This is a genomic window from Thermogemmata fonticola (genome assembly GCF_013694095.1).
Taxonomy (GTDB): Bacteria; Planctomycetota; Planctomycetia; order Gemmatales; family Gemmataceae; genus Thermogemmata; species Thermogemmata fonticola.
The window spans coordinates 42,335-67,246 of record NZ_JACEFB010000012.1; the positions used below are offsets into that span (position 1 = coordinate 42,335).

Here is a 24,912-nt window from a genome sequence, read left to right on the forward strand (position 1 = left end):
ACAGCGAGGGCCAGGGATGAGCCGGCTTTACAACGCTATGACTGGAACGGATGCTGCCGCTCCTGTGCCTGCCGTTTCGATGGCGCCCGACGACGGGGTATGGGAGAACAGCCCGGAAGAGGTGCCGTACATCGAAATAGGCGGACCGGAAGGTCCGGTCGGCACCGTGGTCGCATCTTCAGCCGGTTCAGTCGCCTCGACTTCCCGCGGCAGCGGTGCGGCTGGGTTTTCCCGGACCGGTCCAACTCCTCAGACCCGGCCTTACCCCCGATTGGCCGATGCCTCACCACCGCTGTATCTCTCCGTGCGATTCCACGATTTTCCCGCGGCTCGCCAGAGCGACGCCCCTCAACCGTCCGAGCCGGATGCTTCTTTGGTTGTCTTTCATCAGCCGCAACATCCTATCAGCACCGAGTACAAAGAAGTTTGGGAAGCGATTGTCCAGCAGTGTCGGGGCAATGCCAGCCATCTACTACATTTTGTCGCGCCTGCGTCGGAAGCGGGAACTACAACCGTCATCTTGAACCTGGCCATTCAGGCGGCCCGCCAACGGGGGCGGATTGTCGTGGTGGATGCTCATGGGGAGCGGCCCGCTGTCGCCGCTCGCTTGGGTATGCCGTCCGCTCCTGGTTTGTCGGATGTGCTTGTGGGTCAGTGTCCTTTGACGCTGGCACTCCAGCCTACCGGGATCGAACGGTTGCACGTTCTCAGCGCAGGTGAGGCTTCACCAGTCCCACCCGAAGCAGTGGGCCGGTCTTTGCCGCTGGTACTGTCCCAATTGCGCCAGTGGTACGATTGGGTGCTCGTCGATGGAGGAGTGTGGGGCGAGAACCCTCAGCGCGACGCACTCTGTGCCGGAGCGGATTCTCTTTACGTCGTGGCGCGCGACGCCGATGTCTTTGGAGCTGCGGTTTCCGATCTGCGGGTCCAGGTGCGTCGACTGGGAGGGCAGGCCCGTGGGGCAATTGCCACTCGTTTAGCTTGAACTGACGCCGTGGCTCGCCGATTGAGTCTCGGTCGCGCGGCGTTCCCCTCTCATCCTTGGAGGCGCTCTTTCACCAGCCGGGCTAAGATTTGCGGGTCTTTCTGCTGGAGAATGTGGGTAATGCGCGCTTCGGGCACCTCCAGAGCGCGGAGATGAGCGGCCACATCCTCCCAGAGCCGGTCCCGCCGTTTTCCTTCAGCTAGATACAGCTCGCTGACCAGTTCCGCCAGCCGTTGCCAAGCGATCTGACCCCGATGGCGGTAGTAACGCTTGATGATCCGTTGCTGGTAGGGGGTATAATCTTCCAGGCTCATCGGTTCTTCTCCGGTGCGGCGACTCACTCGGAATCTTGAGGGATTAGAGCCAGACCCGCCGCGTTCATTCATTGTAGCTTCACGGCGTGAGTCCGTATTCCCCTCTTGTCCCCGCTGCTACTGGTATGCAAAACCCTTTCAGCTATCACTGCTCTGGAGTCTCAGGCGAGAGATTGTTGGCTAACGGAGTAATCGAGACCGACCATGTCGGGATCATCGAGATCGGTTACTTTCATCTCCGCTGCCAAGGCTAGGCATAACTGGGGGGATGAATAACCGTGGGGAATGAAAGGCGGATCAGGAGGCGGGGGAGTGCGGAAGCGGTGAGGGTTTGTCGGGGGCCGCTGAGGAGGAAGAGCCAAGATCCGTAGTGTCGTTGGAGGTGGACTGGGCGAGTCGTACCGCATCCCGTCCGCAGAAGCGCCAGAAGACACCGGGATGAATGAGAAACTGGCAGAAGGTCGCTGTGAGAATGCCGCCGAGGATGACCGTAGCGACGGGATAGAGGATTTCGCGGCCCGGTTGCTGCCCGCCGATGACCAGAGGCAGGAGGGCAAAACTGGCCGTCATCGCCGTCATGAGGACCGGCGTAAGGCGTTCCAACGTGCCACGCAGGATCATCTGTTCGCTGAAGCTCTCCCCCTCGTGCCGCATGAGATGGATGTAGTGGTTCATCAGCAGGATGCTATTGCGAATGGCGATACCTCCTAGCGATATGAAGCCGACAAGGCTAGCGACACTGACGGTCTGGCCGGTCACAACCAGGGCCAGGACGCCGCCGATAAAGGCGGTGGGGACAGCATTGAGGATTTGCAGGACGATCCGCAGGGAAGGCAACGGCATGAGCAGGAGCAGAAAGATGCCCAGTGCTGCCAGAGCGGCCAGGAGGCTCAAGGTTCGAGTGGCCCGTTGCTGACTGGCGAACTGACCGCCGTACTCGATGAAGTAACCCTCCGGCAGTTGAACGCGGTCCGCAACTACCTGTTCAATGTCGCGCACGACACTGACCAAGTCCCGCCCTTGCGCGTTGCAACGGACAATCAGCCGGCGGCGCAGATTGTCCCGCTTGACTTGGTTGGCGCCCGCATCGCCACCGGTGGGGGGGGTGACGTCCGCGATCTGCTCCAGATGCAGGTGGTCGCCGTTGGGCAACTCCAGGTGCAGATGGCGGAGATTGGCTACATCCGTGCGGTACGGTTCGTCAAAACGGAGGACCAAGTCGAAGCGCCGCTGCCCTTCGATGACTTGCGACACGACCGAACCCCGCAAGGCGGTTTGCAAGAAGTGCCCGACATATTCCCGGCTCAAGCCGTAATGGGCGAGGGCCTCGGGCTTGAGCTTGATGTGGACTTCCTCGACCAGTCCGATCCGTTCGATGACCAGGGAGCTGACGCCGGGGACCGTCGCCGCGGCGGAGCGGACTTCCTGAGCCAGACGCTCCAGCACATTCAGATCATCGCCGTAAATCTTGATCGCGATCTGAGCGGTGCTGCCGGAGATCAGGTGGCTGATGAGGTGGGCCAGGGGTTGCTCGACTTCGACATCGACCCCTGCGACTTCCTCCGTGACCGCTGAGCGGAGCAGGTGCAGGATTTCGCTGCGGCTTTTCCCGCAATCAGGGTTAATGGTGACAAAGAATTCGCTCTCGTTGGGCGGGTCAGCATGCTCGTCCAGTTCGGAGCGTCCTGTCCGGCGGGCATAGGTCAGAATCTCGCCGTGGGGATTGTCCGGAGAAACCTGATAGCGGCGCAGGAGGCGATCCACGACGGCAGCGATCTGATTCGAGGCTTGGAGCGAACTGCCGGAGGGGAGCAGGACGTTGATCTGGACGGTTCCTTCGTCGAAGGCCGGGAGGAAGTCACCGCCGAGCGTGGTCAGCCGCCAGGCGCAGTAGCCGACCAGGAGCCAGGTCGCCAAAAGCAGAAGGTAAGTGTAACGCATGCTCCAGCGGATGAGGATGCGGGCGATGGCCTTGAGAACTCGCACGAGCAGGCTCTCCCTTTCCCGATGGAGGACCGGCGCGCGCGACAGCAGGTAATACGACAGCACCGGCGTCAGAGTCAGGGACACCAGCAGGGAAGCGAGAATGGAAGTGATGTAGGCGATGGCCAAGGGAGTGAATAGCCGACCCTCGATCCCGGACAAGGCGAGCAGGGGGAGGAAAACCAGGATGACCACGAGGGTGCCGAAGACAATCGTGGAGCGGATTTCGACGCTGGCTTCGTAGATGACCCGCAGGGGAGAACGAGGCTGCGACGAGTGGGCGTTCTGCCGCAGCCGGCGAAAGATGTTTTCCACGTCCACTACGGAGTCGTCCACGAGTTCACCGATGGCCACTGCGATGCCACCCAACGTCATGATGTTGATGGAGAGCGGCGTGCCCGTGAGCTGACCGACCAGCCGGAAGATGATTGCTGTAATCGCTAGGGACAAGGGAATAGCAGTCAGCGAAATGAACGTGGTGCGGACGTTGAGCAGAAAGAGGAACAGAACCACCAGGACGAGCACGGCTCCGATGACAAGAGCTTCCCCGACGTTGTAGACGCCTCGATCGATGAAGTCCCGCTGCTGGTACAGATTGCGGTCGATGATAACATCTAGGGGGAGAGACGGTTCGATTTGGGCTAAGGTATCCTGGATGGCGGCGGTGACATGACGGGTGTCGGCCTGGGGTTGCTTGATGATATTGATGAGGATGCCCGGATGGCCGTTGATACTGGCATCGCCGCGAGGAAGCTGTGGGGCTTCGGTCACCCGTGCGACTTGTTCCAGGAGAACCGGACGATGTGGATGCGGGCGGAGGGGAATTTTCCGCAGGTCAGCCAGGACCTGCTCGCTGTGCGGTCCCAAGCGCCCCAATACGCGGATGGAGCGTTCCACATCTCGCAAGGTGGATAGCCCGCCGCTGGTATTGACGTTGTTCTGCTGCAAGGCAGTTTCCACATCGTGCAGGGTCAGGTCGAATTCGTGGAGGGCGTAAGGGTCGATCAGGACGTGATACTGCTTACGCCCACCGCCGACGGTGAGCACTTGAGCCACTCCAGGAACCTTGAGCAGCCGGGGGCGCACCACCCAGTCGGCCAGGGTGCGCAGCTCCATCTGCTGCCTCTGCTCGCTGGGGAAGAGGACCCAATGGGGCTTGCCGTCGAGTAGGAGCCAAAGATGGCGATTCCCTTCTGCATCCGGCGGTTGCCAGTGGGCAGCCTCGTAGGGGACGGTAGTCCAACGGCTGGGGTCCCGGCGCTCGGTTGGTTTCCAGACGGCAATGCGGGGGGAGGTCACGCCCGTAGCCGTGGCAGCGGGTGAGGAAGCTGGTGGTGGAGTTGGCGGAGGCGGAAGCTGCTCAACAACGTAAGGAGTATTCGGGATGGGGGCCAGGATGCCACCTTGAGGGCCGAGTTGCCGACGTAAACCCGCCAGCATGATCTGGCCGAGCAATGCCCCCGGCGGCGCCATGTAGGGGCGAACATCCGCGGGCAAATCCGCCGTCACTGTGGCCAGACGCTCCTGGACCACTTGGCGGGCGTACCGCTGTTCCACACCCCAATCGAACTCCACCACCACGGAGGAAAATCCCGGTGCCGACTGGGAACGCACGTCGGTCACTCCACTCGCCCCAATAACGGCGGATTCGATCGGAAAGGTCACGAGCGTTTCCACCTCTTCCGCTGCCAGGCCAGGGCATTCGGTCAAGATGGTGACCCGCGGACGGTCCAGCTCCGGGAACACATCGATCGACATCGTGCTCGCCAAGTAGCCGCCATAGAACAGAACAACCAGTGCAGCGATGACAATCAGCGGGCGGTGGCGCAGCGCAAAGAGAATAACGGCATTGAGCATGGGACATCACTCCTGGCAGTCCGAAGCTGGCGAACAGCGGGAAGGACATCGCCAGTGGGTTGGGTCAGGAATGAGCGGCAGGCGGTAGCCCCCATGGGGCGGCCGGTAGCTTTCATGGCTTTCCGCGAGCATGGCCTCAGTGATCATGGTCATGGTCCGAGCCGCCGGTCTGAGCGGCTTTGAGGGCGCGATTCAGGGCCGCTGCCTGGTTCAGTACCACGAGTTCCGCTTGCGTGATGCTCCGGTCGTTGGCCAGGACCGCCTCGCGCCAATCCTCGTACAACACGCGCACAGGTTTGCGGATGAACAGATCGCCCGCCTGAACGAAGACGTAGGCTTCCGGTCCTTCCCGTACCACAGCTTCCACCGGTACCACGAAGGGGTCGAGGCTCGTGAGGCCATCAGGGCCATTGGTGGTAAGCTTTTCCACAGGCACGCGCAGCCGGACCCGCTGTCCGGGGCGGAAGCGCCAGGCCAGATAGGTTTTGCCATTGCGCTCAAAAGACCGGGCCTGGTTGGGCAATGACAGATAGAACGGAAAGGTGCGGTTGCGAGGATCCAATTGGTTGCCTAAATGGTGGATAGTGAGCGGCTCAAGGGGTGGCCAATCTTCCGGTTCCTCATCCACAAAGTCGGCGGTCACGGGCCAGTTTTTCTCCGCTGCTTCGGTGAGGGCTTTGGCTTCGCTGGGAAAGGCCCAGCCTTCGATAAAGAGCCAGCGGTGGTCGGATAGGGTGCACAGATGTGCGCCAGCGGCCACCTGATCGCCCAGGCGGACCTTGAGCTCCTTGACCTCATAGAGGGTCTGGGCTGTGGGGGCATCGGAACGCAGCGGGACGGTCAGGAGCAGCGTGGTTTCCACCGCGCCTTTCTCAATCCGTTCAATCTGATCCGGTTGCAGGCCGTAAAGCTGCAACTGCCGGCGCAACGACTGAACAAGGTGCGTCAGGCGTTCTACCTGACTTTGTTGCCGCACGAGTTCTGCCGCAGCGACGCTACCCCCTTCGACCAAGCGCGCAATCCGGTCCCGCTCCACTTGCGCCAAAGCGAGTTCCTTGACTGTTTTGGCCAGTTCAATTTGGGTGGCTTGGAGAAACTCGCTGACTAGCTCGATGCGGAAGAGAAGCTGGCCGGGACGGACCGTCTCGCCAGGCCGAATGGCAATGTCCGTGATCACTCCTCCCACGCGGGCATGGATGCCTATGTCTGATTCTCCTGGTCGATCGACCACAACCCCAGGGATCAACAACGTTCGCCAATAGGGCCGCGGAGTCAAAGTCGCGGAACGCAGCCCCAGATTCTGCTGAGCCTGCGGCGAGAGTTTGATCCGATCGGCCGGGGCAGGTTCGGTTTCCCCCGCGTTTGCTTCCTCAACGGGAGGAGGCGGTGCTGGAAACACGTACGGCCACCAGTAAGCCTGTGTCTGATACGCAGCGACCAGGGCGCCGATGAGGCACAATCCCACCATGCCGCGAATAAGCCAATGCCCGATGCGCATAAAGAGCACTCCGCCTGATCTGAATCCCAGAAGCCGCCCCCCGGCAGGCCAACACTGCGGAGTTAGCCTCATCCCCGGGAGCACAAGGACCACCGATGTGGCGTCTGGGCTTCAATTGCGGAGTTGGCACAAAACCTGATGCAAGGGAGTTGGTGAGAAGCGTAAAGGCGGGGAGTAGGAGTCCAGCGAAAACGGGACAGAGTCGAGAATTGACAGCCCGTCCCAAGAAATCATCTCTACCGGGGGCATTTCCGGACTCGCTTCGTCGGGCAGATCTGCCGGGGTAGGCAGAATCCCCGGTGCCATCAGCGGTCGGGGGCGAACCAGGTGGCAGTCCGGATCATGTTCCACCAGCGGTTGCAGATGGTCGGTCAGGATGGACTCATCAGGAGTAACCGGGGCCGGTAGGGGTGGGATGTTCTGCCGCCCATCGAAAGGGGAAAGACCATGCAGATGCAGACTCGCCCCGCAGGTGCAGATGCGCACCGGTAGGGCGCCCGCTACGGTGATCGCGAGAGCCAACCAACGCAAAGCTATAAGCAGCGGTGCAGCCATCGGTGCGCAAAGTCCGGAAAAAGGCGGACTAGGTCTCAGCTTGCGGGACCGTTTAGTGACTAACCCAATTATGGTAGGTTAGGCTGCCGACGTCAACTCAGGCCGCAGCTTTCGGGGAAAACCATTTCCAGGCCGAGGAAAGAGGAGCTATATTGACAGACAACAATATGCCCAGATGTTGTTCCTGCCTCTATCCCTCCCTCCGTGTTGCGTTCACCGGAACCTTATCAAGGAGTATCCTATGGCTCGTCTCACTCGCCGTCGTTTCCTGCAAGTTGGTAGTACGGCACTGGTTGGGCCTTATGTGTGGCGCCGGCACGGTTACGCCGCTCCCAGCGAGACGGTTCTGCATGCTAGCTTTGGCGCCGGGGGTATGGCTGCGTCGGACATCAGCGCCCTGACGGCTTCCAAACATCTGCAATTGGTGGCAGTTGCCGAAGTCGATGAAGCTCGTTTAGGCAATCTCAAACAGCGGTTCCCCCATTGCACCGTCTACAAGGATTACCGCGTCCTCTTGGACAAGGAGAAAAATCTCGATTCGGTCAATGTCTCCACTCCGGACCATATGCATGCCCCGATCGCCTTGCGGGCGATGATGCGCGGTTTGCACGTGTATTGCCAGAAACCGCTCACTCATACCATTCAGGAAGCCCGCTGGATGCGGCAATTGGCTGCTGAAAAGAAGCTCGTCACCCAGATGGGGATTCAGATTCACAGCCATCCTATTCACAAGCAAGTGGTCCAAATGATCCATGACGGCGTGATCGGGAAGGTGAAGCAGGTGTACTCCTGGAGCGGCAAGCAGTGGGGCGATCCGCAGCCGCGTCCCAAACGGGAGGACACCCCGCCGCCGGGGTTCGATTGGAACTTATGGCTGGGCGTGGCGGCGGAACGACCGTTCATTGGCAACGGCTACTATCACCCTGGCAATTGGCGCAAACGCCTCGACTTCGGCACGGGGACCTTCGGCGACATGGGATGCCATATCCTCGATCCGGTCTTTGGTGCTCTGGGAGTGAGCCATCCCACCACGGTGTGCTCGGTTCTTCCCGGCCCCAATGACTACAACTGGCCGCTGGATGTGGAAGTGCATTACCGCTTTCCCGGCACCCAGTACACCACCGATCCGGTGACCCTGGTGTGGTATAACGGCAATGCTCGACCGCCGCAGGAAGTCCAAAAACTCCTCGGCAAACCGCTTCACGACCAAGGCTCGATTTATGTCGGAGAGAAGGGGATTCTCTACTCGCCCTACATTGCTCCTCCGCAATTGCTCCCCGCCGAGGCATTCCGCGATTACAAACTTCCTGAAGTCAAAGGGGACAATCACTATCTCCAGTACGTCGAAGCGATCCGTGGCCACGGCCAAACTTCCACCCCTTTTTCCTACTCCGGTCCGCTGACAGAGATGGTTTTGCTGGGCTGCCTCGCGACGCGATTCCCGAAAGTCGAGTTGCACTGGGATAGCGCCGCCCTTCGATTCACGAACCATGAGCCGGCCAATGCCTTCGTTCATAAAACCTACCGGCGGGGTTTCGAGGTGCCGGGATTGTGATTCGTTCCCCGTGGAGTCGGGAGCAGCATTGCGTGCCAGTACGTAGTCACGAGTATGTGGTGGGGGAGTTCCCCCCTCCTGGTGTTCCTTCCTCCGACATTTTTCATGATTTTTTCCTTGCATGAAGCATGGGGCAGTCAGGAAGATCAAAGAACCGGGAGCACTTTCCCTCTGTGAGGGATGGATTGTTCGGGGTCGTCGCGGGTGTCCCTTGGCTGCGCGGTTGGTTCCAGTGTGGCTGGCGCAGGAGCGGAAGCCCACCGGATGACCCATCGGACGTGAGCCTGGGAACCGTTCCTTCGCCCATGACAGGAGGATGACGCATGCGAACGATTCTGTTGCTTGTCGGGACCTTGTGGGTGGCCCCCCTTTGGGCTGCCGAGGGGGTAGTCAGCAAAGGAACGCCGCCGTTGCAATCGATTACGGCTCTAGCTTTCGGCCCGGATGGATTGCTGTTTTTGGGCGATCCGCAAAGTGGCATTGTGGTAGCCTTGTCTACCGGCGACACTAAGCCAGCGGGCAGTCAGGCTGTGAACATCGAACGGCTTGACGCGAAAATCGCCGGGCTGTTGGGAGTCGGCGAAAAGGAGGTGCGGATCCACGACCTGAAGGTGAATCCCGCCTCCGGGAACATTTACGTTGCGGTGACGCGCGGCACAGGAGCTGGCCAGCCTGCCCTCATTCGCGTCAAGCGCAACGGAGAAGTCGAGGCCGTTCCGCTCAAGGATGTGGAGTATTCCAGCGTCAAGCTGCCGAATCCCGGCAAGACGCAGCGGGAACCGTTGGGGGCTATTACCTGCATGGCCTTCGTGGGCGGCCGCCTCTTTGTGGCCGGCCTATCCAGCGAAGAGTTCGCTAGCACCCTGCGTGTCATTCCTTACCCCTTCAAGGAGGCGGATAAGGGCACCGTCATCGAAATCTATCACGGTTCGCATGGCCGCCTGGAAACCAACGCTCCGATTCGTACCTTCACACCCTACCGCATCGGCGAGGAAGAGTACATCATCGCCTCGTACACCTGCACTCCGCTCGTGAAAATCCCTGTGAAGGAACTTAAACCGGGGGCCAAGGTGCGCGGCGTCACCATTGCGGAGTTGGGCAATCGCAATCAGCCTTTGGACATGATTGCCTACACCAAGGATGGCCGGGAGTACATCATGACGGCCAATACGGCACGTGGCGTCCTCAAGATTCCCACCGAGGAATTCGCTACCGCTAAGCCCATCACCAGCCGCATTGCTGACACTGCGGGCGTCCGCTTCGAGAAAGTCGAGTCGCTCCAGAACGTCGTCCAGTTGGACAAGCTGGATGATAGCCGAGCGGTCATCCTCGTCCGCAGCGGGAATGGCTTTGATCTCAAGACGATTCCCTTGCCGTAAGGACGAATGGGTGAGCCAGGTCGTAGCAGAGAATGACCGCGAGGGCTAGCGGAGTACCGAGAGTCGCTCTCTGGCCCTCCTGGGTCTTTTGCTGGGATCCGAGGCCCCCTGCTTGCCTCCGCCTTCCCGTAACCTCCAAGCGGCGTGGCGTGCAGTCCTCCCCGGTGCCGGTAACGACATGTTTTGTGCTCTTCTCCAGGATAAAGCCATGATCATGCGGTCGTTCCAGAGTGTGAGTATTCTTGCTCTATGTGTTTCCTTTCCCGTTGTTTTCGTGGAGTTGGGAACGATCCTGTGTCCAGAAGGGGTTGAGGCTTCGCCGTCTGTACTCCGTGGAGAAGAAGCGGAACGGCCGGAGATCGTGCTGGTCTCCGTTCCTAGTTCTGGGACTGCTGGAGAGAAAATCTGGGTGATTGAGGCCCGGCATCTGCCTGCCGAGTGGCTCCAACGCTGGAAGCGTCAGCCGCCCGCTCCAGAGCAATGGCGGCTGCTGTTTCCCGTGCGAGTGGCGGAGGGGGCTGGGGATCGACCCGCCTTGGCCGGCACCTACAGTATGACCGCAAGCGGTGTGCGCTTCGAGCCGCTATATCCCCTGGCCGCGGGGCATGAGTATGTGGCCGAATTGCGGCTGTCTGCCAATCATCCGGCGGCGGTTCAAGTCCGGTTGAAGATACCCGCACCGGATCCGGGACCTCGCGTCCGAGTGGTGGCTGTTTATCCTTCAGCCGCCGTTCTGCCAGAAAATACTCTACGCTTCTACATTCATTTCTCCGGCGAGATGTCCCGTGGTGATGTTTATCGCCATTTTCGCCTTCTGCGCGAAGATGGCCGGGAAGTGCCTCATCCGTTTCTCGAACTGGACGAGGAATTGTGGTCCCATGATGGCCGACGGCTGACACTCCTGTTTCATCCAGGACGCGTCAAGCGGGAACTGGTGCCGCGCGAAGAAGAGGGGCCGATCCTGGAAGCGGGGCAGCGCTATACCCTGCTGATTCGCGGTGACTGGACGGATATCTATGGTCGGCCATTGGCTGCGGAATACCGCAAAACCTTCTTAGCAGTTCCGGCTGAGGAATCGCCTGTGGACCCCCAGCAATGGAAGCTCCAGTTGCCGCGGGCGGAAAGCCGGCAGCCTCTGCTGGTGCGTTTACCGCGCCCTCTGGATCGGGCATTGCTTGAACGGCTCGTGTGGCTGGAAACCGAAACCGGCCAGCGCCTCGACTTGACTCCGGCTGTAGGAGGCGGAGAACACCTTCTTACCTTCACGCCGCTACAGCCATGGTGTGCTGGGAACTACCGCCTCGTTGTGGACACACGCCTGGAGGATATGTGCGGCAATCGTGTCGGCCGACCGTTTGAAGTCGATCTCTTTGGCCCTATCACACGAGAAATTCGCATCGAAACGGTGGCCCTGCCCTTCACAATACGGTGATAGCATACCGTGATGGGTGCCCGTTCCTCACTTTCCCTGTTTTTGATCACGAATAGTCACGAACTGCGTGGTATAGGCACAACTAGGGACAAGCCTGGAGAAAAACGGTAGCACGCCGGGGTGGACGAATGCCCCGACGTGCTCCGCTCCCTTTCCCTCCTCTTCCAGGAGGCTGCACACTGGTCTGGCGGCCGTTAGTCGTCTGTCTCTCGACTCCCCACGGCAACTAGTGACGTCGGCTTGCCATCAAATGTGAAGGCCGCCACGGGTTCCAGAGTCTTCAACGAGAGCACGACTACGGTCTTGTCCGCCGGGTTGGTCAGGAAGCCGAATTGCTTCTCAGCATCGAAGGTGAGGTCATGGTGGCCGAAATGCCCCTCGACCGCGCTGGCTCCGACAGTAAGAGTCTTGATCAATTTCGCATCCTGGAGCTTGCCATCACGGTCGGGGTCCAGGTCGATGACGTGAAGCACTTCCGTGGCATTTTCCACCGGTTTGACACGATCACAGAACACGAAGGCATACAGCGGGCCGTAGGCGGTGTCCGCGAGGATTGGCGTGACCGGTTGTGTGCCTGGCGGTACGGGGAGGGGGACATACCACGGTTGGGGCTGCTCTGCGCGGGCATCCAGGATGGCGAGCGCAGCTTGCACGGTCTTGCCCGTGGTGAACAGCACATAGTTTTTGTGAGTGGTGAAGGCCCCGGTACGGCGTGGTTTGTCGTCTTCGGTACCGAGATCGATGTGATGCACTTTCACTGTATCTGGCGTCTGCCGCAATTCGAGATCCGCAGCCACCCAACAAATGCCGGCGCTTGGAGCAAAAAAGACCTTGCCGGCAGCAGTAGTGGCGCCGTGGATTCCGCCGCTAGGTAGATGGAAGGAGTAGGCAGGCGAACCGGCTTTGTCTCCCTGTATCGGAGTGACATCGACTCGTCCTTTATTTGACCCGCCGCCATCAATCCAGCAAGAGTAACCCACCTTATCCTCCACCACGGCTAAGGTGATGTGGTTGCCGCCGCCAGAGATGAAGCGGGGCGTGTCTTTGTGAAGGACACCCTCTTTGGTTTTCTGATAGCGGCTTGGGTCGATCCGGGTGTAGCCGTTGCGGCGATCATTGGCGAGGAAGAATTTACCATTGTACACGTACAGGTGGGCTGGATTACCCTGTTGGTCATCAAGTTTTTGATCCCAGACTAGAGGTGTCCGGCGGAAGTTCCAATGTCCGTGATCACCGTGATCGATGTAACGCACCCCGGTATCCAAAAGGACCCAGCCGCTCTGAAATGTGCCATCGGCATCGTCACGGACCCCGACAAGGAGGATATGATCCACGACATCCATCTGCACAAGTTTCTGCCGCTTAGGGTCGAGGTTGGGAAAGCCGTCCACCGTAGTCCAGGGATCATGCAACCACTGGTTCCCTTCACCGAGGCGAACAGTTGTCCATTTGAGGGTGCAGTTGTCAAGGTCCTGGACAAAGAGGCGGGTCAAGGGGCGGGGTTGGACGTTTTTCTTCCCTGGCTCGTCGTGATTCCCCGCAGAGGAGGAAGAAAGCGGCGATGATAGCCCCTCTTCCCGCCCATTGCAGCCGATGATTTGGCTAAGCAGGGCGATGAGAAGCACCAGAGACAGACCCCACAAGCGGCGTAGCATGGTCATACCTCCGTACCGAGTTGGTGAGCGAGTCGGGGGGCAGCGAATCCTGAGTCAAGAGCCATAAGCCCATCGACTTTCATCGCGAAGAAGTCCCCGTCGGCTGGCGGATGACGATCAGTTCGGTGCCTGTGCGGACGATGAAGGCGCCATCCACCGCGGCAACAGCGTAGACCACATCTCCAACCGTGGCGTAGCGGACGGCCTGCATCTCTTCCGGCGGAACAACCGGCCCTCCAGCCGGTCCCTTTCCCGGCGGCGGGGGTGGCAACTTCTTCTCCGCCTCTTTTCGGGCTTCAGCCAACCGGGCGGCGTATTCCTCGGGTGTCCAAAGACGGTTGACAGCCAGTTTCTCAAATTCTGCTCCACTCTTGAGGACGATCGTGATCCCCTTCTTGCCGAAGAAGTAGATGCGGTCTCCCGCGGCAATGGGTGTTGCCCAGACCTCATCTTCCAAGCGTTCAACGTAACGTGGCTCACCGGTGCGGGCATTCAGGCAGTGCACCATTCCCTCGCGAGTAAGGAAGTACACGTGCCCATCGTAGATTAGGGGGCTCGCAAAGGCACTCACCGCCTTCTTCCCCGGCCAGACCTGAGACAAGCTCCATTGTCCATTTTTGTGTTGCAAACGCAGCAGGCAGTTGGAACGAGCGGAGGCGGCGGCATCGGGCTTGAGGCGGTTGACCCCCGCTCCCAACACAATCCACTCCCCCTCGGCCACTGGGGAGGCGATGTTTAGCCCGACCAGATTGTCCAGAGTGGCCAAGACTTTACCCGTGGCGGCGTCATACACGGTGACGGTGTCTCCAGAAGCAACGACCACCACGGTAGTGTCATCGACTTGGGTCACCACAGGTGAGGTCCACGAAGTCCGCGACGGGCGATCCGCTTTCCAGCGTGTCTTACCGGTGGCCTTGTCGATAGCCACCAGGTAGGAGGGGCCGGAGTGATCGACCAGGATGAACAGTTGCTGGGCATCCTGGGCTAAGGAACTGGCCAGTTCATGATTGTTCTTGATGGCTCCATAGTCCTGGCTCAGGGAACGCTGCCAGCGGAGTTTGCCGTCGTGTTGCAGGGCGATCAGGTCCCCGCTTTCAAAGAAGCAGTAGACTCCTTGTTCATCTGCGATGGGGGTGGACGCAGCCCGGCTCATCATCGGATTGTTCCGCCCTTTCTGACTGGCGGAAAATTCCTTGTGCCAGACCACCCGACCATCCCTCAGGCGTACAGCTACAATGTGCAGCTTTTCTTTCTGCTCTCCTTCGACGGCGGTGACATAGACCTGTCCCTTCCAGACGACCGGCGACGACTGGCCGTAACCTGGCAGACGGATGCGGAAGGCGATGTTCTTTTGGGGGGACCACTCCAGCGGCAGGTTCCGGGCCACAGTGACGCTGCGGCCATCACCGCGGAAACCGGGCCAGACATTTCCTGCCACCCCAGCCGGGGATGAATCCTCACGCGCGTCAGACGGCGTGCCGACACCGCTGAGGACGATGCTCCAGCCGACGAGCCAGCTCCAGGTTGCTGTCATTGGCGACTCCTTCGTTTATGGGAAGAACCGATGTCCGAAGCCGGAGGGGGAAGGCGTTGCTATTTCCCTCTTTTTCCTTCGTTCCAACCGGCCTCGGTCATAGATAGCTATAGGACTCCTGCAAACACGGAGGGCAACCTCCGGCATTTCACGTTTGGAAGATGACTGGAGTCTTCGTTCGCATGCTGGGGGTCCTCAATCATTTCCCGGAAGAACCTCCCCTCCTGCGCGAGTCGCCATGGCTCGCCAGACGGCTACCGGGATGTCGTTCCGAATGAAGCGCACGCTGCCGTCGGCAAAACAGCAGTTGACACCTCCTGCGAAGAAGCTGCGGGCGGTGTACCAACCGGCGCCATGCCCTAGACAGTCCGGAATTGCACTGTTCGGCGGCAGGTAGGCGTTGAAACAGGTAGCTGCCAGGTCGGGTTGGATCCAACCTCCGCCGCGCGCCCCACGCCATTGGGTGGCACTCACACATTCACTTTCCGTAAGCGGAGGGTTCAAACCCAGGGTTGGGTCAGGTCTGCGTCCTGCGGAGCGGTTGGCCGAGTGGCGGGCCGGGCCGGTAGGCCGCGGTCCTGTGACATCGTAACCGGCGCCCAGGATGGTTTGCGACAAAAGCAGCGTGTTGGAAGTGCCATCGGTAATGTCAGTCAACTTGACACGAGAACCACGCCAGAAAACGCCATCGGTCGGCGCAGAATGCGAGACATACGGACCCACGCCGCTCCCCACGTTGATCACGTAATTCGTGCCGGCCAGGGTCGCCGCGAAATAGTTGCGGAAAAGAGGGTCCTGGCCATCCGCCGGGCAGAGGAACAGCTTGACCACCGTTTGAGCCGCGGCAGCATGGACGGGATTGAGTGTCCGCCACGGCCCGCTGCCGAGGTAGAGCGGCTGCCTCAAGTCGATCAAGCGCTGCAAGTTTTCCTGCTCCACATACGGCAGAATCTGGGCGTGGGCTGAGAAGCCGTAGTTGATAGAGCCGCTGACCGGGCCTTCCGCCGCCGGCAGTACTTGCAAGGCATCATGATGATTGTGCATCGCGAGTCCCAGTTGCTTGAGATTGTTTTGACTCGACAAGCGTGCCGCGGCTTCACGGACCTTTTGCACCGCGGGGAGCAGCAGGCCGATCAAGATGGCGATAATCGCAATCACTACGAGCAACTCGATGAGGGTGAACGCCGCCCGCGACATTGGCCGGATAATCTTCATGGTGTATCCTCCACATGACTACGATAAACCAGGTTCCATGATTGACAACATTGATATTACTAAGTAATACCATACAGTCAATCCTCCGAACAAAAATTTTTTCCGGACTTACGTAAAATATCTTTTTACAACATATTACGATTAGGAAATTTGAAGATTCCGAGCATCAGCTTTCCGCTAGCGGGATCGCGTCGTGGTGGGAGATAATGATGGTCGAGGGGTGTGACGTGGTCGAGTGGCACGGGGATGATTCCTCGAAGCCAGAGGCATCAAGCCAACGGTCAAGGTGTCTGAGTGTTGTGAGTGCAGGAGTGGTCTCCAGGAAATGCGGCAGGGAGGATGGAATCATGGGCCGCGGAGTGGCAAGTCTGGCGGTGGTAGTAGTGCTGATGCTGGCGGACGGTTCAGCAGCATGGGGCCAGTTCCGGGCCGGTTTCTTGCCTCCGTCGGGCCGAGGGGTGGTGCGTGGCGGTGGGGTTGGCGTGATCATTCCGGGCCGGCGCGTCATCATCTCCGGTTTTGTCGGAGGGTTTGGGTATCGCTATTGGGATTGGGGGGGCTGGGGACCCGCCGGCTGGTATGGCAGGGGTCCTTGTGGTGGAATCTTGGGATGGGGCAGCACCCCCTGGTTTGGACCTTCGCGGTGGTGGATCGGCGGCTGGTGGTATCCACCGGTGACCACGTGGACGCCGGCTGGGTGGGTCCCTGGCTTTTTACCGCCGGGTTGGGGCGTAGGGCCGGGATGGAACGTTGGTCCTTGGGGCGTCTGGCCGGTGATGTGGGACGATCCCTGGCTGGGGCCGCTGGGCTGGCCGTTGGTTCAAGCGCCGCCGGACCCCGACCTGCCGGGAGCATTTCGAGCGGCAGACCAGATGGCAATGCGTCCGGCAAACCCGCTCCGTGAGGGGAGGATAAATCCTCCTCCAGTCCAGGCACGGGATGCAGAAGTCTGGGATGGCCATCGGCTAACACCTCCGCCTCCGGAAGCGCCGCGGGAGTTCCTCGTGATCAGCCCGCAACAACCAGGAGCAATCGCCGCCTCGTCGGTGCCGCGTCGTGTTGCCCAGGCAGAGCCTATCCCTCCCGCGACTTCCCAGAAGGGGGGAGCACAGCCTTTCGGGGATTATTTGGTGATCAGTCCCCAGAGAAGTGGCGTACCGAGGATTCAGGAGCCGAAGGTTACACCGTCAGTCCATCGCGGCGCAGAACCGGTCAGCACAGTCCCCGAAGCGGCCGTCGGGGCTATGCCTTTTCGGGTGGACCCCTTTGCAGTACCCCTCGCCTTGAAGGTGGAACAGCCCGATCCCGATCCTCGCAAGGAAGCGCAGCGTCTGGTTCAGCAGGGCCGGGCGGCCTTTGCGGCGGGTGAATATGGTCGGGCAGCTCGGTTATTCGCAGGGGCGGCAGAGAAAGACCCGGATTTACCCTTTCCCCGTTACTGGCAAGCTCAAGCGGAGATCGCCGCCGGGCGCTATGCCGATGCCTTTGCCGCTTTACGCCTGGGACTGCAACGCCATCCCCAAGCGGGGCCGCATTTCGATCCCAAGGAACCGTATGGTTCCCAGCCCCGAAAATATGCCGATCATCTAGCGGCACTGCGTCGGGCGGTGGCGGATCAACCCCAGGAGCCGGCCCTCGCCTATCTACTGGCCTGGCAACTCTGGTTGGCCGGAGAAAAAGCCGAGGCCCGCCGCTGGTGGGAGCGATCCCAAACCCTCGGCGGACCCACGGATTGGCCGGCCTTATTCCCGTGATTTTTCCTCCCTGTCAGTCCAGTGCCAGCACACTATTCAGTGTCATTGCAGTGGCAGCAACCAGCATCACCTCAGTTCGCAACGAACCGGGTTCACAACGAACCGTAAGAGGGGAGTTACTTCTTCCGAATCTGGACAGCATGGAGGAAGAAGTTGCGGTCGTATTCATTTTCCTTGTAAGCGTCGTTGAGGAAGGCGATTTCCAGCTTCTGCTTTCCGCCGGCTAGTTTGGCTGTGAAGGAGTACTTTTTTCGCTCTTCACCGGTGCAGGTGTGCTCTTTGACGACGACCGTCTCGCCGCAGGTGATCCGGAACTTCGCCAGTTCCTTTTGCGCTTCGGTGCAACTGGCTTCGATGGTGATGGCGTACTCGCCCGCTTCCGGAAGATGAATTTCTGCCACGGCTGACCCATTCGTGTAAAAGTAAAAACGCTCTTCGCCGGGGTCGTAACCGCCCAATTCCTTGCCGCCTTCAAAAGCCGGCTTCCATTGGAATTCGCTGAGAGGGGGGATTTTCACGTCCTCGGCTGCGAGGATCGTACTGCAAAGACCTCCTGCTAGTGCGAGACAGACGACCAGACGCATGCGAACGGCCTCCTGGAAAAACATGGGTTTCCGGCAGCGTAGATGATGCAGGGAGCAGACTTGACTTGAAACAATAATAGGACAAAACCGATAACCCAGCCAGAGCGCAACCGAGGAAAGGGAACCGAGGAGGAGAGGAACGGCATTCCGCTAAAATGTTAGCCCAGAAGCCGATGGCCTTGCATTCGGAATGCATCCGTAAGAGGGAAGGAAGTACGTACGGGAAGGGAACGCTGATTGCCCAGAAGACACCAATTTCCAGAGGGATGGATCGGGGATGTTGCTATTGTCCTGTAGCGGATTGAGCCGAGGGTATTCGGCCACCCCTTTGTTTGAGGGCGTCGAATTCGAGCTGCACGCTGGGGATCGCCTGGGGCTTGTGGGTCCCAACGGGGCGGGAAAAACCACGTTACTGCGGGTCCTAGCGGGACAGGATAGTCCGGACAGCGGGCGCGTGCAACATCACGCCGGCGCACGTGTCGGCCTGTTGGAGCAACAGGCCCATTTCCCGCCAGATTGGAGCGTGTATCAAGTGGCCCAGAGCGGCCTTGACGAGCTGATAGCCGCCCAACAGCAATTTGAGCAAGTCGCCAGCGAACTGGCCCACTGCACCGATGAGGATCGCCGCCGGCAGCTCAGTGCTCAGTACGATCGCCTGCACGAGTGGCTGCGCCACCACAATGCGTATCAACTCGATCATCAGATCGAAGCGGTGCTGAGCGGCTTGGGGTTTGGGCCAGAGGATTATCACCGACCCGCAGCTACCCTCTCCGGCGGGCAACAGCGGCGCTTGCTGCTCGCCCGATTACTCCTGGCTGCCCCAGATGTCTTGCTGTTGGACGAACCGAGCAACCATCTGGATATTCACATGACCCGCTGGCTGGAGGAATACCTGGTCCGCCAAGCGGAAGGGATGGTGATCGTCAGTCATGACCGCTATTTCCTCAACCGAGTGGCGACCCGCATTTTGGAATTGCATCAGCGGCGGATCACGAGTTATCCCGGCAATTACGACCAGTACGTCCGGCTTCGCCAAGAACGCTACGAGCGGCAACTCAAGGAATACGAGGCCCAACAGGAGTTTATCGCCCGGCAGGAAGAGTACATCCGGCGGGTGCACTACGGCCAGCTTGCGCGGCAGGCGCAATCGCGAGCCAAGGTCCTGGAGAAACTGGAGCGATTGGAAAAGCCAGTGCTGCCGGGTATGCCTCGCATCCGTTTCCGCGAGGTGCCTCGCTGCGGCGATGTGGTCGTCCGGGCGGAAAACCTGGGCATGCGCTACGGACAGCGCGTGCTCTTCCGCAATCTGAACCTGGAGTTGCCGCGGGGCAAGCGCCTCGGCATCCTCGGACCCAACGGATGTGGCAAATCCACCCTCCTGCGCATCCTGATCGGAGAGGAGGCGCCTAGTGAAGGACGGGTCGAGATAGGACATCGTGTTGTCATTGGCTATCTGGATCAGCAACTGGCTGTCTTGAATCCGGAACAGACCGTATTGCAGGCGGTACGCCCTGCCGATGATCCGGACATCACGGAACAGACCCTCCGCGATCTGCTCGGGAGTTTCGGTTTGTCGGGGGAGGTGGTGGAGCAGCCGGTGGGCAGTCTCTCCGGCGGGGAGCGCAGCCGGGCTGCCCTCGCCCGTTTGACCTTACAGCGGGCCAATCTGCTCGTTCTTGACGAACCGACCAATCATCTGGACATCTGGGCTTGTGACGCTCTGGAAGAAGCCTTGCGAGCCTTCGATGGCTCCGTCATCGTGGTCAGTCATGACCGCTATTTCCTCAACCGGGTCGTTGATATGCTCATTGTTTTCGACCACGGCACCACGGAGGTGGTTTACGGGAATTATGACTTGTACGAATCCTTACGGCAAAGCCGCCTGTCGGCCGCTGCGGCCAATAAAGAAGCGGGGGGTTCGGCTCCATCCGCTTCCCGTTCCTCCCGACACGCGGGGGCAGAGGGAGGAGGTATGCCGCGATCCTCTAGCAGTAAGCCGCGGCGCAAACGCCGCTTCCCCTACCGCAAAGTTGCTGACATCGAAGCCGACATAGCCGCGGCGGAAAGCCGCTTGGCTAGCCTGGAAGCTGAATTGCAGAATCCCGACCTTTACCGCGATGCCGATCGTGTCCGCACCACTTTACAGCAGATCGAACAGCTCAAAGCCGCCTTGACCCAACTTTATGAGCACTGGGAAGAGGCCGTGGAACTCAACGGCTGATTCTGGGAGTCCGCCTTTTCCCGCGAGAACGTGCCATCTTTTTTCTAGGAACATGCAACTGTCATAGATTCTGGCTACTCCTGGTGTTACTGTGAAGCACGGAACTTTTGCACGTTACGGTGAAGGACGGGAGTCGGCATACAGACCTCGGACCATCCCGAAACAGGGTTCCGTGGCAAATCACACGCCAAGGGCATGAGGGCAAGGGCATGAAAATCCTGCACACCGCCGATTGGCATCTCGGCGACCGCTTGGGGCAGCGGATCGATCGAACCGAGGATTTGCGTCGTGCTGTCGAGCAGATCGCAGAGTATTGCCAGCAAGAAGAGGTGGATGTGTTGCTGGTGGCGGGCGATCTGTTTAGTGAGATGGTACGGCCCGACTCCTGGAGGGAACATATCGAACACCTGGAACAAACCTTTCGCCCCTTCTTACTCCGCGGGGGAACGATTGTAGCCTTGACGGGAAACCACGACAATGAGCATCTCTGTGGTACCATTGTCGAAGCGATGGGATTGGTTGAACCGGCGGAAGTGACTCCCTCGGCTGCCACTCCTAGCCGCAGCGGCCGCTTCTATTTGGCGACACGTCCCACCCTGCTTTGTCTAGCGGACCGCCGGAATACACGCGTGCAGTTTGTCCTCATGCCTTATCCTCGGCCTACGCATTTCGCGCCGGATTTCTTCGTGCCCCGGTCCGGCACCACCCCCCAGGAACGGGCTAACATGCTGAGTAGCTGCTGGGTCCGAACCTTGGAAAAAATATGCAGTGCGCCGGGATTCGATCCGACCATACCGGCGGTTCTAGCGGGCCACATTCAGCTTTATGGGGCAGACATCAGTCATGGCCTCTTTCGTATCCATCCGCCGGATGATGTGGTGATTCCAAGGGCGCAGTGGGTCGAATGGTTCGACTACATCGCCCTGGGACATATCCACAAGCCCCAGGTGTTGAACGGTCAGCCGCACATCCGCTACAGCGGTAGCATCGAATGCTTGGACTTGGGGGAAAAAGATGATCGGAAGGGTGTGGTCATTGTGGAAGTAGGAGGCCAGGGCTTATCCGCCGAGCCGCGGTTCTTGCCCCTTCCTGCCACTCCCATCGAAGAAATCCACATCCGGGACTCGGAGTCGGACCTGCCGCGATTGGAACAGCTGTATCCACCAGAATGGCGGCAGCGAGCGCTGGTCAAACTTGTCATCCACTATCAGGCCGGCCACGACATCCTAGACGACATCCTAGAGAAAGCTGCCCAGCTCTTTCCTCGTTGGTATGAGCGGGACTGGAGAGAGGTCAACGCTCTGGGGCAACCCTGGCCTCTCGAAGAGTATGAGGCCTGCCATCACCAAAGTGTCGCCCAGGTGGTACGGGAGTATGTGGAGCACAACCTGGCCGATCAACCGGAAGAAGAACGGCAGGCTTTGTTGCAGATGGTGGAAAAAGTGCTGCAAGAGTGCGGGGAAATCCCCACCGGGGCAACGGTGACTTCATCGGGGATTCCCTCCTTATCCTCCTGCCCTGGAGCAGCCGCAATGGAAAGTGAGGACGAGGCGGATGCCGGCGGATTCCTCTGGGAAGAAAGCGAAGGAGAATAAGCGGTTCCTGGTGGGGGACTCTGCCCACTCGCGGCGAGGCATGAGAGCGAATAGCACCGGTGAACAACGCGGGGGGTAAAAAAGGAATACCACCGCACCTGCCTGAAGGGCCGAGTCTTATCGTCGGCGATGCCAGGCGCGGTGGTAGCAGAAAAATGAAGGTTGGCTGATGCGGAGGTGATCGCCGCCCGAACCTGATCAGCCGTCGAGGCTAGCCGCCTGACTGCGACCAAGGTCAATGGCAGAACGATCAATAGAGGTCATCGTAGTTGCCGCCGGCGGCGCCCTTCTTGGCTTCCTCCTTCTTCGGCTCCTCGGCGACGAGCGCATCCGAGGTGAGCAGGAGAGTCGCCACGCTGGCAGCATTTTGCAGGGCACTGCGGACGACTTTGGTGGGGTCGATGATTCCTTTCTTGACCATGTCGCAGAACTCACCAGCCCGCGCGTCGTAGCCGTAGTTAGTGTCCTTGTTTTCCAGGATTTTGCTGGCGATGACATTGCCATCCTCGCCGGCATTTTCGACGATCTGGCGTAGGGGTGCCCGGCAGGCACGCAGGATGATGTTGTAGCCCACCTTTTCATCATCGGTGAGTGATTCCGGCGGCTGGACGGCTGTTGCCGCCCGCAGCAGAGCGACACCGCCACCAGGAAGGATCCCCTCCTGGTAGGCCGCTTTCGTGGCGTGCATCGCGTCCTCTACCCGCATCTTCTTCTCTTTCACTTCCGTTTCTGTGGCACCACCCACATTGATCTTGGCGACCCCGCCCTTGAGCTTGGCGATCCGCTCGCTCAGCTTCTCCCGGTCGTAGTCGCTGGTGCTCTTCTCCAGTTCCTTCTGGATGCTGGCGATGCGGGCTTCGATGTCGGCCTTCTTGCCGGCTCCCTCGATGATGGTGGTGTTGTCCTTATCCACCTTGACTTTCTTGGCCCGGCCCAAGTCCGCCAGGGTGACATTCTCCAGTTTGATGCCCAAGTCCTCGAAAATGGCCCGACCGCCGGTGAGGATGGCGATATCCTGGAGCATGGCCTTGCGGCGGTCGCCGTAGCCCGGCGCCTTGACGGCACAGACGCGGAAGGCCCCCTGCGAGCGGATGACATTGACCACCAGGGTAGCCAGGGCCTCGCCTTCGACTTCTTCCGCGATGATCAACAACGGGCGCCGCTGATCATACACCTTCTCCAGAATGGGGATCAGGTCCCGGCTGCTGGTGATCTTCTTTTCGTGAATGAGGATGTAGGCATCCTCCAGTTCGCATTCCATCGTTTCGGGGTTGGTGATGAAGTAGGGGGAGAGGTAACCCCGGTCGAACTGCATTCCCTCAACAAACTCATAGGTGGTTTCGATGGTCTTGGCTTCCTCCACCGTGATCACGCCATCCTTGCCCACCTTGTCCATGGCCTCGGCAATGATGTTGCCGATAACTTCGTCCCCGTTGGCAGCAACCGTAGCGACGTTTTTGAGATCAGCCTTTCCCTTGACCGGAATAGTCATGTCCTTGAGTTTGGCGACGACATCTTCGACGGCCTTGTCCATGCCGCGCTTCATCAACATGGGGTTGGAACCGGCCACGACGGCGCGCAGTCCCTCCAAGAAGATGGACTCCGCTAGAACCGTCGCTGTTGTGGTTCCGTCCCCGGCCACGTCGCCGGTCTTGGAGGCCACTTCCTTGACCAAGGCGGCGCCGATGTTCTCGGCATGATCGGGCAATTGGATTTCCTTAGCCACGGTCACGCCATCCTTGGTAACGGTTGGGCTGCCGAACGACTTCTGAATCACCACATTACGGCCCTTTGGTCCCAACGTTACCTTGACAGCGCGGGCCAGCTTAGCGATGCCCCGCTTCATGGCCTCACGGGCTTCCTGATCGAAAATCAGTTGTTTGGCGCTCATGCTCGTTTCCTCAGTATTAGTTCAGTGACACCACAAACTTCGGACCCACTAGGAACCTCATGGACCTGCCGCCAAGGCTAGCCACGGAGGCAGGTGTTGATTTTCCTCAAAGCCTGATCGTTTTTTGTACCCTTCATGCCGGGAAGGCAGGCTCCGGCTGGAGAGTTTCACCATGATAGGATCCCGTCCCGTGGAAGGCATCCTCTTCTCCCCCGGCGTTATTCTCCACTCCGGCTTACTTCTCCTCGATCACGCAGAGCACATCTGATTCATGCATGATGAGGATTTCTTCGTTCTTGGCTCGATCTTTGAACTCGTCGCCGGCCCAAGAGGTGAACAGAACCCGGTCCCCAGCTTTCAGTTGCATCGGGGCACGCGTTCCGTCCTTCTTCAACTTGCCAGGCCCCACCGCCAGAACGACACCCCGTTGGGGCTTGTTCTTGGCAGTATCCGGGAGAACAATCCCTCCCGCCGTCGTCTCTTCGGGGGCTTCCCGACGTACCACAATCCGGTCACCGAGAGGTCGCAAGGCCATAATATCTGTCCTCGTGATCGCTCCTCCACATTCTGGCTGGACGCCAGATTCGCCACAATCCAGGCGATTTCGCCATAATCCAGGCGATACGTGTTCCCTGCAAGTCGCGTGCCGTCATGGAAATAAGCGTAACAGTTTATTTGGCAAAGAATTATGGATCATCCCTGGGACGCTATCCTGGAACTATTCTGCCAGAGTGGCGCGGTTGGCGTCCTGGACCTGTCGCTTTGGCAGGACCGCCTTTGCGCCGCGTGGGAATTTTGACTTTCCCACTCTGAGCCTGGTTGGATGGGTCGAAGTCTGCGTGGTTCCGTCTCCATTTGGCTCCGTCGGAGTCCCATTGCTGTGAGTTTGGCTGGGTGCGGAGTTC

Annotated in this window: 17 protein-coding genes; 7 read left to right on the forward strand and 10 right to left on the reverse strand. The window is 59.6% G+C overall.

Going from position 1 to position 24,912, the window contains the following annotated elements:
- Nucleotides 1-16: 16 nt before the first annotated feature.
- Nucleotides 17-985: a P-loop NTPase family protein gene (locus H0921_RS13905; RefSeq protein ID WP_194539121.1), complete on the forward strand. Its 969-nt coding sequence runs from the start codon at nucleotides 17-19 to the stop codon at nucleotides 983-985.
- A gap of 50 nt (nucleotides 986-1,035) precedes the next feature.
- Here the strand turns inward: H0921_RS13905 and H0921_RS13910 are convergent, their stop codons facing one another.
- The 4 genes from H0921_RS13910 to H0921_RS13925 all read right to left on the reverse strand — a co-directional run bounded on the left by H0921_RS13910 (nucleotide 1,036) and on the right by H0921_RS13925 (nucleotide 7,192).
- Nucleotides 1,036-1,299, reverse strand: a complete 264-nt coding sequence (locus H0921_RS13910) for a hypothetical protein (RefSeq protein WP_228499731.1) — start codon at nucleotides 1,297-1,299, stop codon at nucleotides 1,036-1,038.
- Nucleotides 1,300-1,596: 297 nt separating this feature from the next.
- Nucleotides 1,597-5,139 (reverse strand): efflux RND transporter permease subunit, encoded by a 3,543-nt coding sequence (locus tag H0921_RS13915; protein ID WP_194539122.1) that lies wholly within the window; start codon nucleotides 5,137-5,139, stop codon nucleotides 1,597-1,599.
- A gap of 136 nt (nucleotides 5,140-5,275) precedes the next feature.
- The gene (locus tag H0921_RS13920; RefSeq protein ID WP_194539123.1) at nucleotides 5,276-6,637 is read right to left on the reverse strand and encodes an efflux RND transporter periplasmic adaptor subunit; all 1,362 of its coding nucleotides are present in this window, start codon (nucleotides 6,635-6,637) and stop codon (nucleotides 5,276-5,278) included.
- A 111-nt stretch (nucleotides 6,638-6,748) separates the two neighbouring features.
- On the reverse strand, nucleotides 6,749-7,192 hold the full coding sequence (locus H0921_RS13925; protein WP_194539124.1) for a hypothetical protein: 444 nt from the start codon (nucleotides 7,190-7,192) through the stop codon (nucleotides 6,749-6,751).
- 241 nt (nucleotides 7,193-7,433) lie between these two features.
- Here H0921_RS13925 and H0921_RS13930 point away from each other — a divergent pair, with 241 nt between their 5' ends.
- The 3 genes from H0921_RS13930 (at nucleotide 7,434) to H0921_RS13940 (ending at nucleotide 11,558) form a co-directional block, all read left to right on the forward strand.
- Nucleotides 7,434-8,747, forward strand: coding sequence for a Gfo/Idh/MocA family protein (locus tag H0921_RS13930; RefSeq protein ID WP_194539125.1), 1,314 nt, complete (start codon nucleotides 7,434-7,436; stop codon nucleotides 8,745-8,747).
- A gap of 323 nt (nucleotides 8,748-9,070) precedes the next feature.
- Nucleotides 9,071-10,126 (forward strand): hypothetical protein, encoded by a 1,056-nt coding sequence (locus H0921_RS13935; RefSeq protein WP_194539126.1) that lies wholly within the window; start codon nucleotides 9,071-9,073, stop codon nucleotides 10,124-10,126.
- A 208-nt stretch (nucleotides 10,127-10,334) separates the two neighbouring features.
- Nucleotides 10,335-11,558 carry a hypothetical protein gene (locus H0921_RS13940; protein ID WP_194539127.1) on the forward strand — a complete coding sequence of 408 codons (1,224 nt, stop codon included), beginning with the start codon at nucleotides 10,335-10,337 and terminating at the stop codon, nucleotides 11,556-11,558.
- A gap of 194 nt (nucleotides 11,559-11,752) precedes the next feature.
- On the opposite strand, the gene H0921_RS13945 is transcribed toward H0921_RS13940, so the two are convergent.
- From H0921_RS13945 to H0921_RS13955, 3 genes are all read right to left on the reverse strand, one after another.
- Nucleotides 11,753-13,213: a hypothetical protein gene (locus tag H0921_RS13945; RefSeq protein ID WP_228499734.1), complete on the reverse strand. Its 1,461-nt coding sequence runs from the start codon at nucleotides 13,211-13,213 to the stop codon at nucleotides 11,753-11,755.
- A 79-nt stretch (nucleotides 13,214-13,292) separates the two neighbouring features.
- On the reverse strand, nucleotides 13,293-14,747 hold the full coding sequence (locus H0921_RS13950; protein ID WP_194539128.1) for an outer membrane protein assembly factor BamB family protein: 1,455 nt from the start codon (nucleotides 14,745-14,747) through the stop codon (nucleotides 13,293-13,295).
- A gap of 195 nt (nucleotides 14,748-14,942) precedes the next feature.
- Nucleotides 14,943-15,962 carry a DUF1559 domain-containing protein gene (locus H0921_RS13955; protein WP_228499737.1) on the reverse strand — a complete coding sequence of 340 codons (1,020 nt, stop codon included), beginning with the start codon at nucleotides 15,960-15,962 and terminating at the stop codon, nucleotides 14,943-14,945.
- 347 nt (nucleotides 15,963-16,309) lie between these two features.
- Between H0921_RS13955 and H0921_RS13960 the strand changes: the two genes are divergently transcribed.
- Nucleotides 16,310-17,716: a tetratricopeptide repeat protein gene (locus H0921_RS13960; protein WP_194539129.1), complete on the forward strand. Its 1,407-nt coding sequence runs from the start codon at nucleotides 16,310-16,312 to the stop codon at nucleotides 17,714-17,716.
- A 116-nt stretch (nucleotides 17,717-17,832) separates the two neighbouring features.
- On the opposite strand, the gene H0921_RS13965 is transcribed toward H0921_RS13960, so the two are convergent.
- Complete coding sequence (locus H0921_RS13965; RefSeq protein ID WP_194539130.1) at nucleotides 17,833-18,300, reverse strand: carbohydrate-binding domain-containing protein; 468 nt, start codon at nucleotides 18,298-18,300, stop codon at nucleotides 17,833-17,835.
- 277 nt (nucleotides 18,301-18,577) lie between these two features.
- Between H0921_RS13965 and H0921_RS13970 the strand changes: the two genes are divergently transcribed.
- Nucleotides 18,578-20,521 (forward strand): ABC-F family ATP-binding cassette domain-containing protein, encoded by a 1,944-nt coding sequence (locus tag H0921_RS13970; protein WP_194539131.1) that lies wholly within the window; start codon nucleotides 18,578-18,580, stop codon nucleotides 20,519-20,521.
- A 209-nt stretch (nucleotides 20,522-20,730) separates the two neighbouring features.
- Nucleotides 20,731-22,116, forward strand: coding sequence for a metallophosphoesterase family protein (locus tag H0921_RS13975; protein WP_194539132.1), 1,386 nt, complete (start codon nucleotides 20,731-20,733; stop codon nucleotides 22,114-22,116).
- 250 nt (nucleotides 22,117-22,366) lie between these two features.
- Here the strand turns inward: H0921_RS13975 and groL are convergent, their stop codons facing one another.
- Nucleotides 22,367-24,007, reverse strand: a complete 1,641-nt coding sequence (groL, locus tag H0921_RS13980) for a chaperonin GroEL (protein WP_194539133.1) — start codon at nucleotides 24,005-24,007, stop codon at nucleotides 22,367-22,369.
- 235 nt (nucleotides 24,008-24,242) lie between these two features.
- Entirely contained in the window at nucleotides 24,243-24,542 is a 300-nt protein-coding gene (locus H0921_RS13985) for a co-chaperone GroES (RefSeq protein WP_194539134.1), read from the reverse strand.
- Between the last annotated feature and the right edge of the window lie 370 nt (nucleotides 24,543-24,912).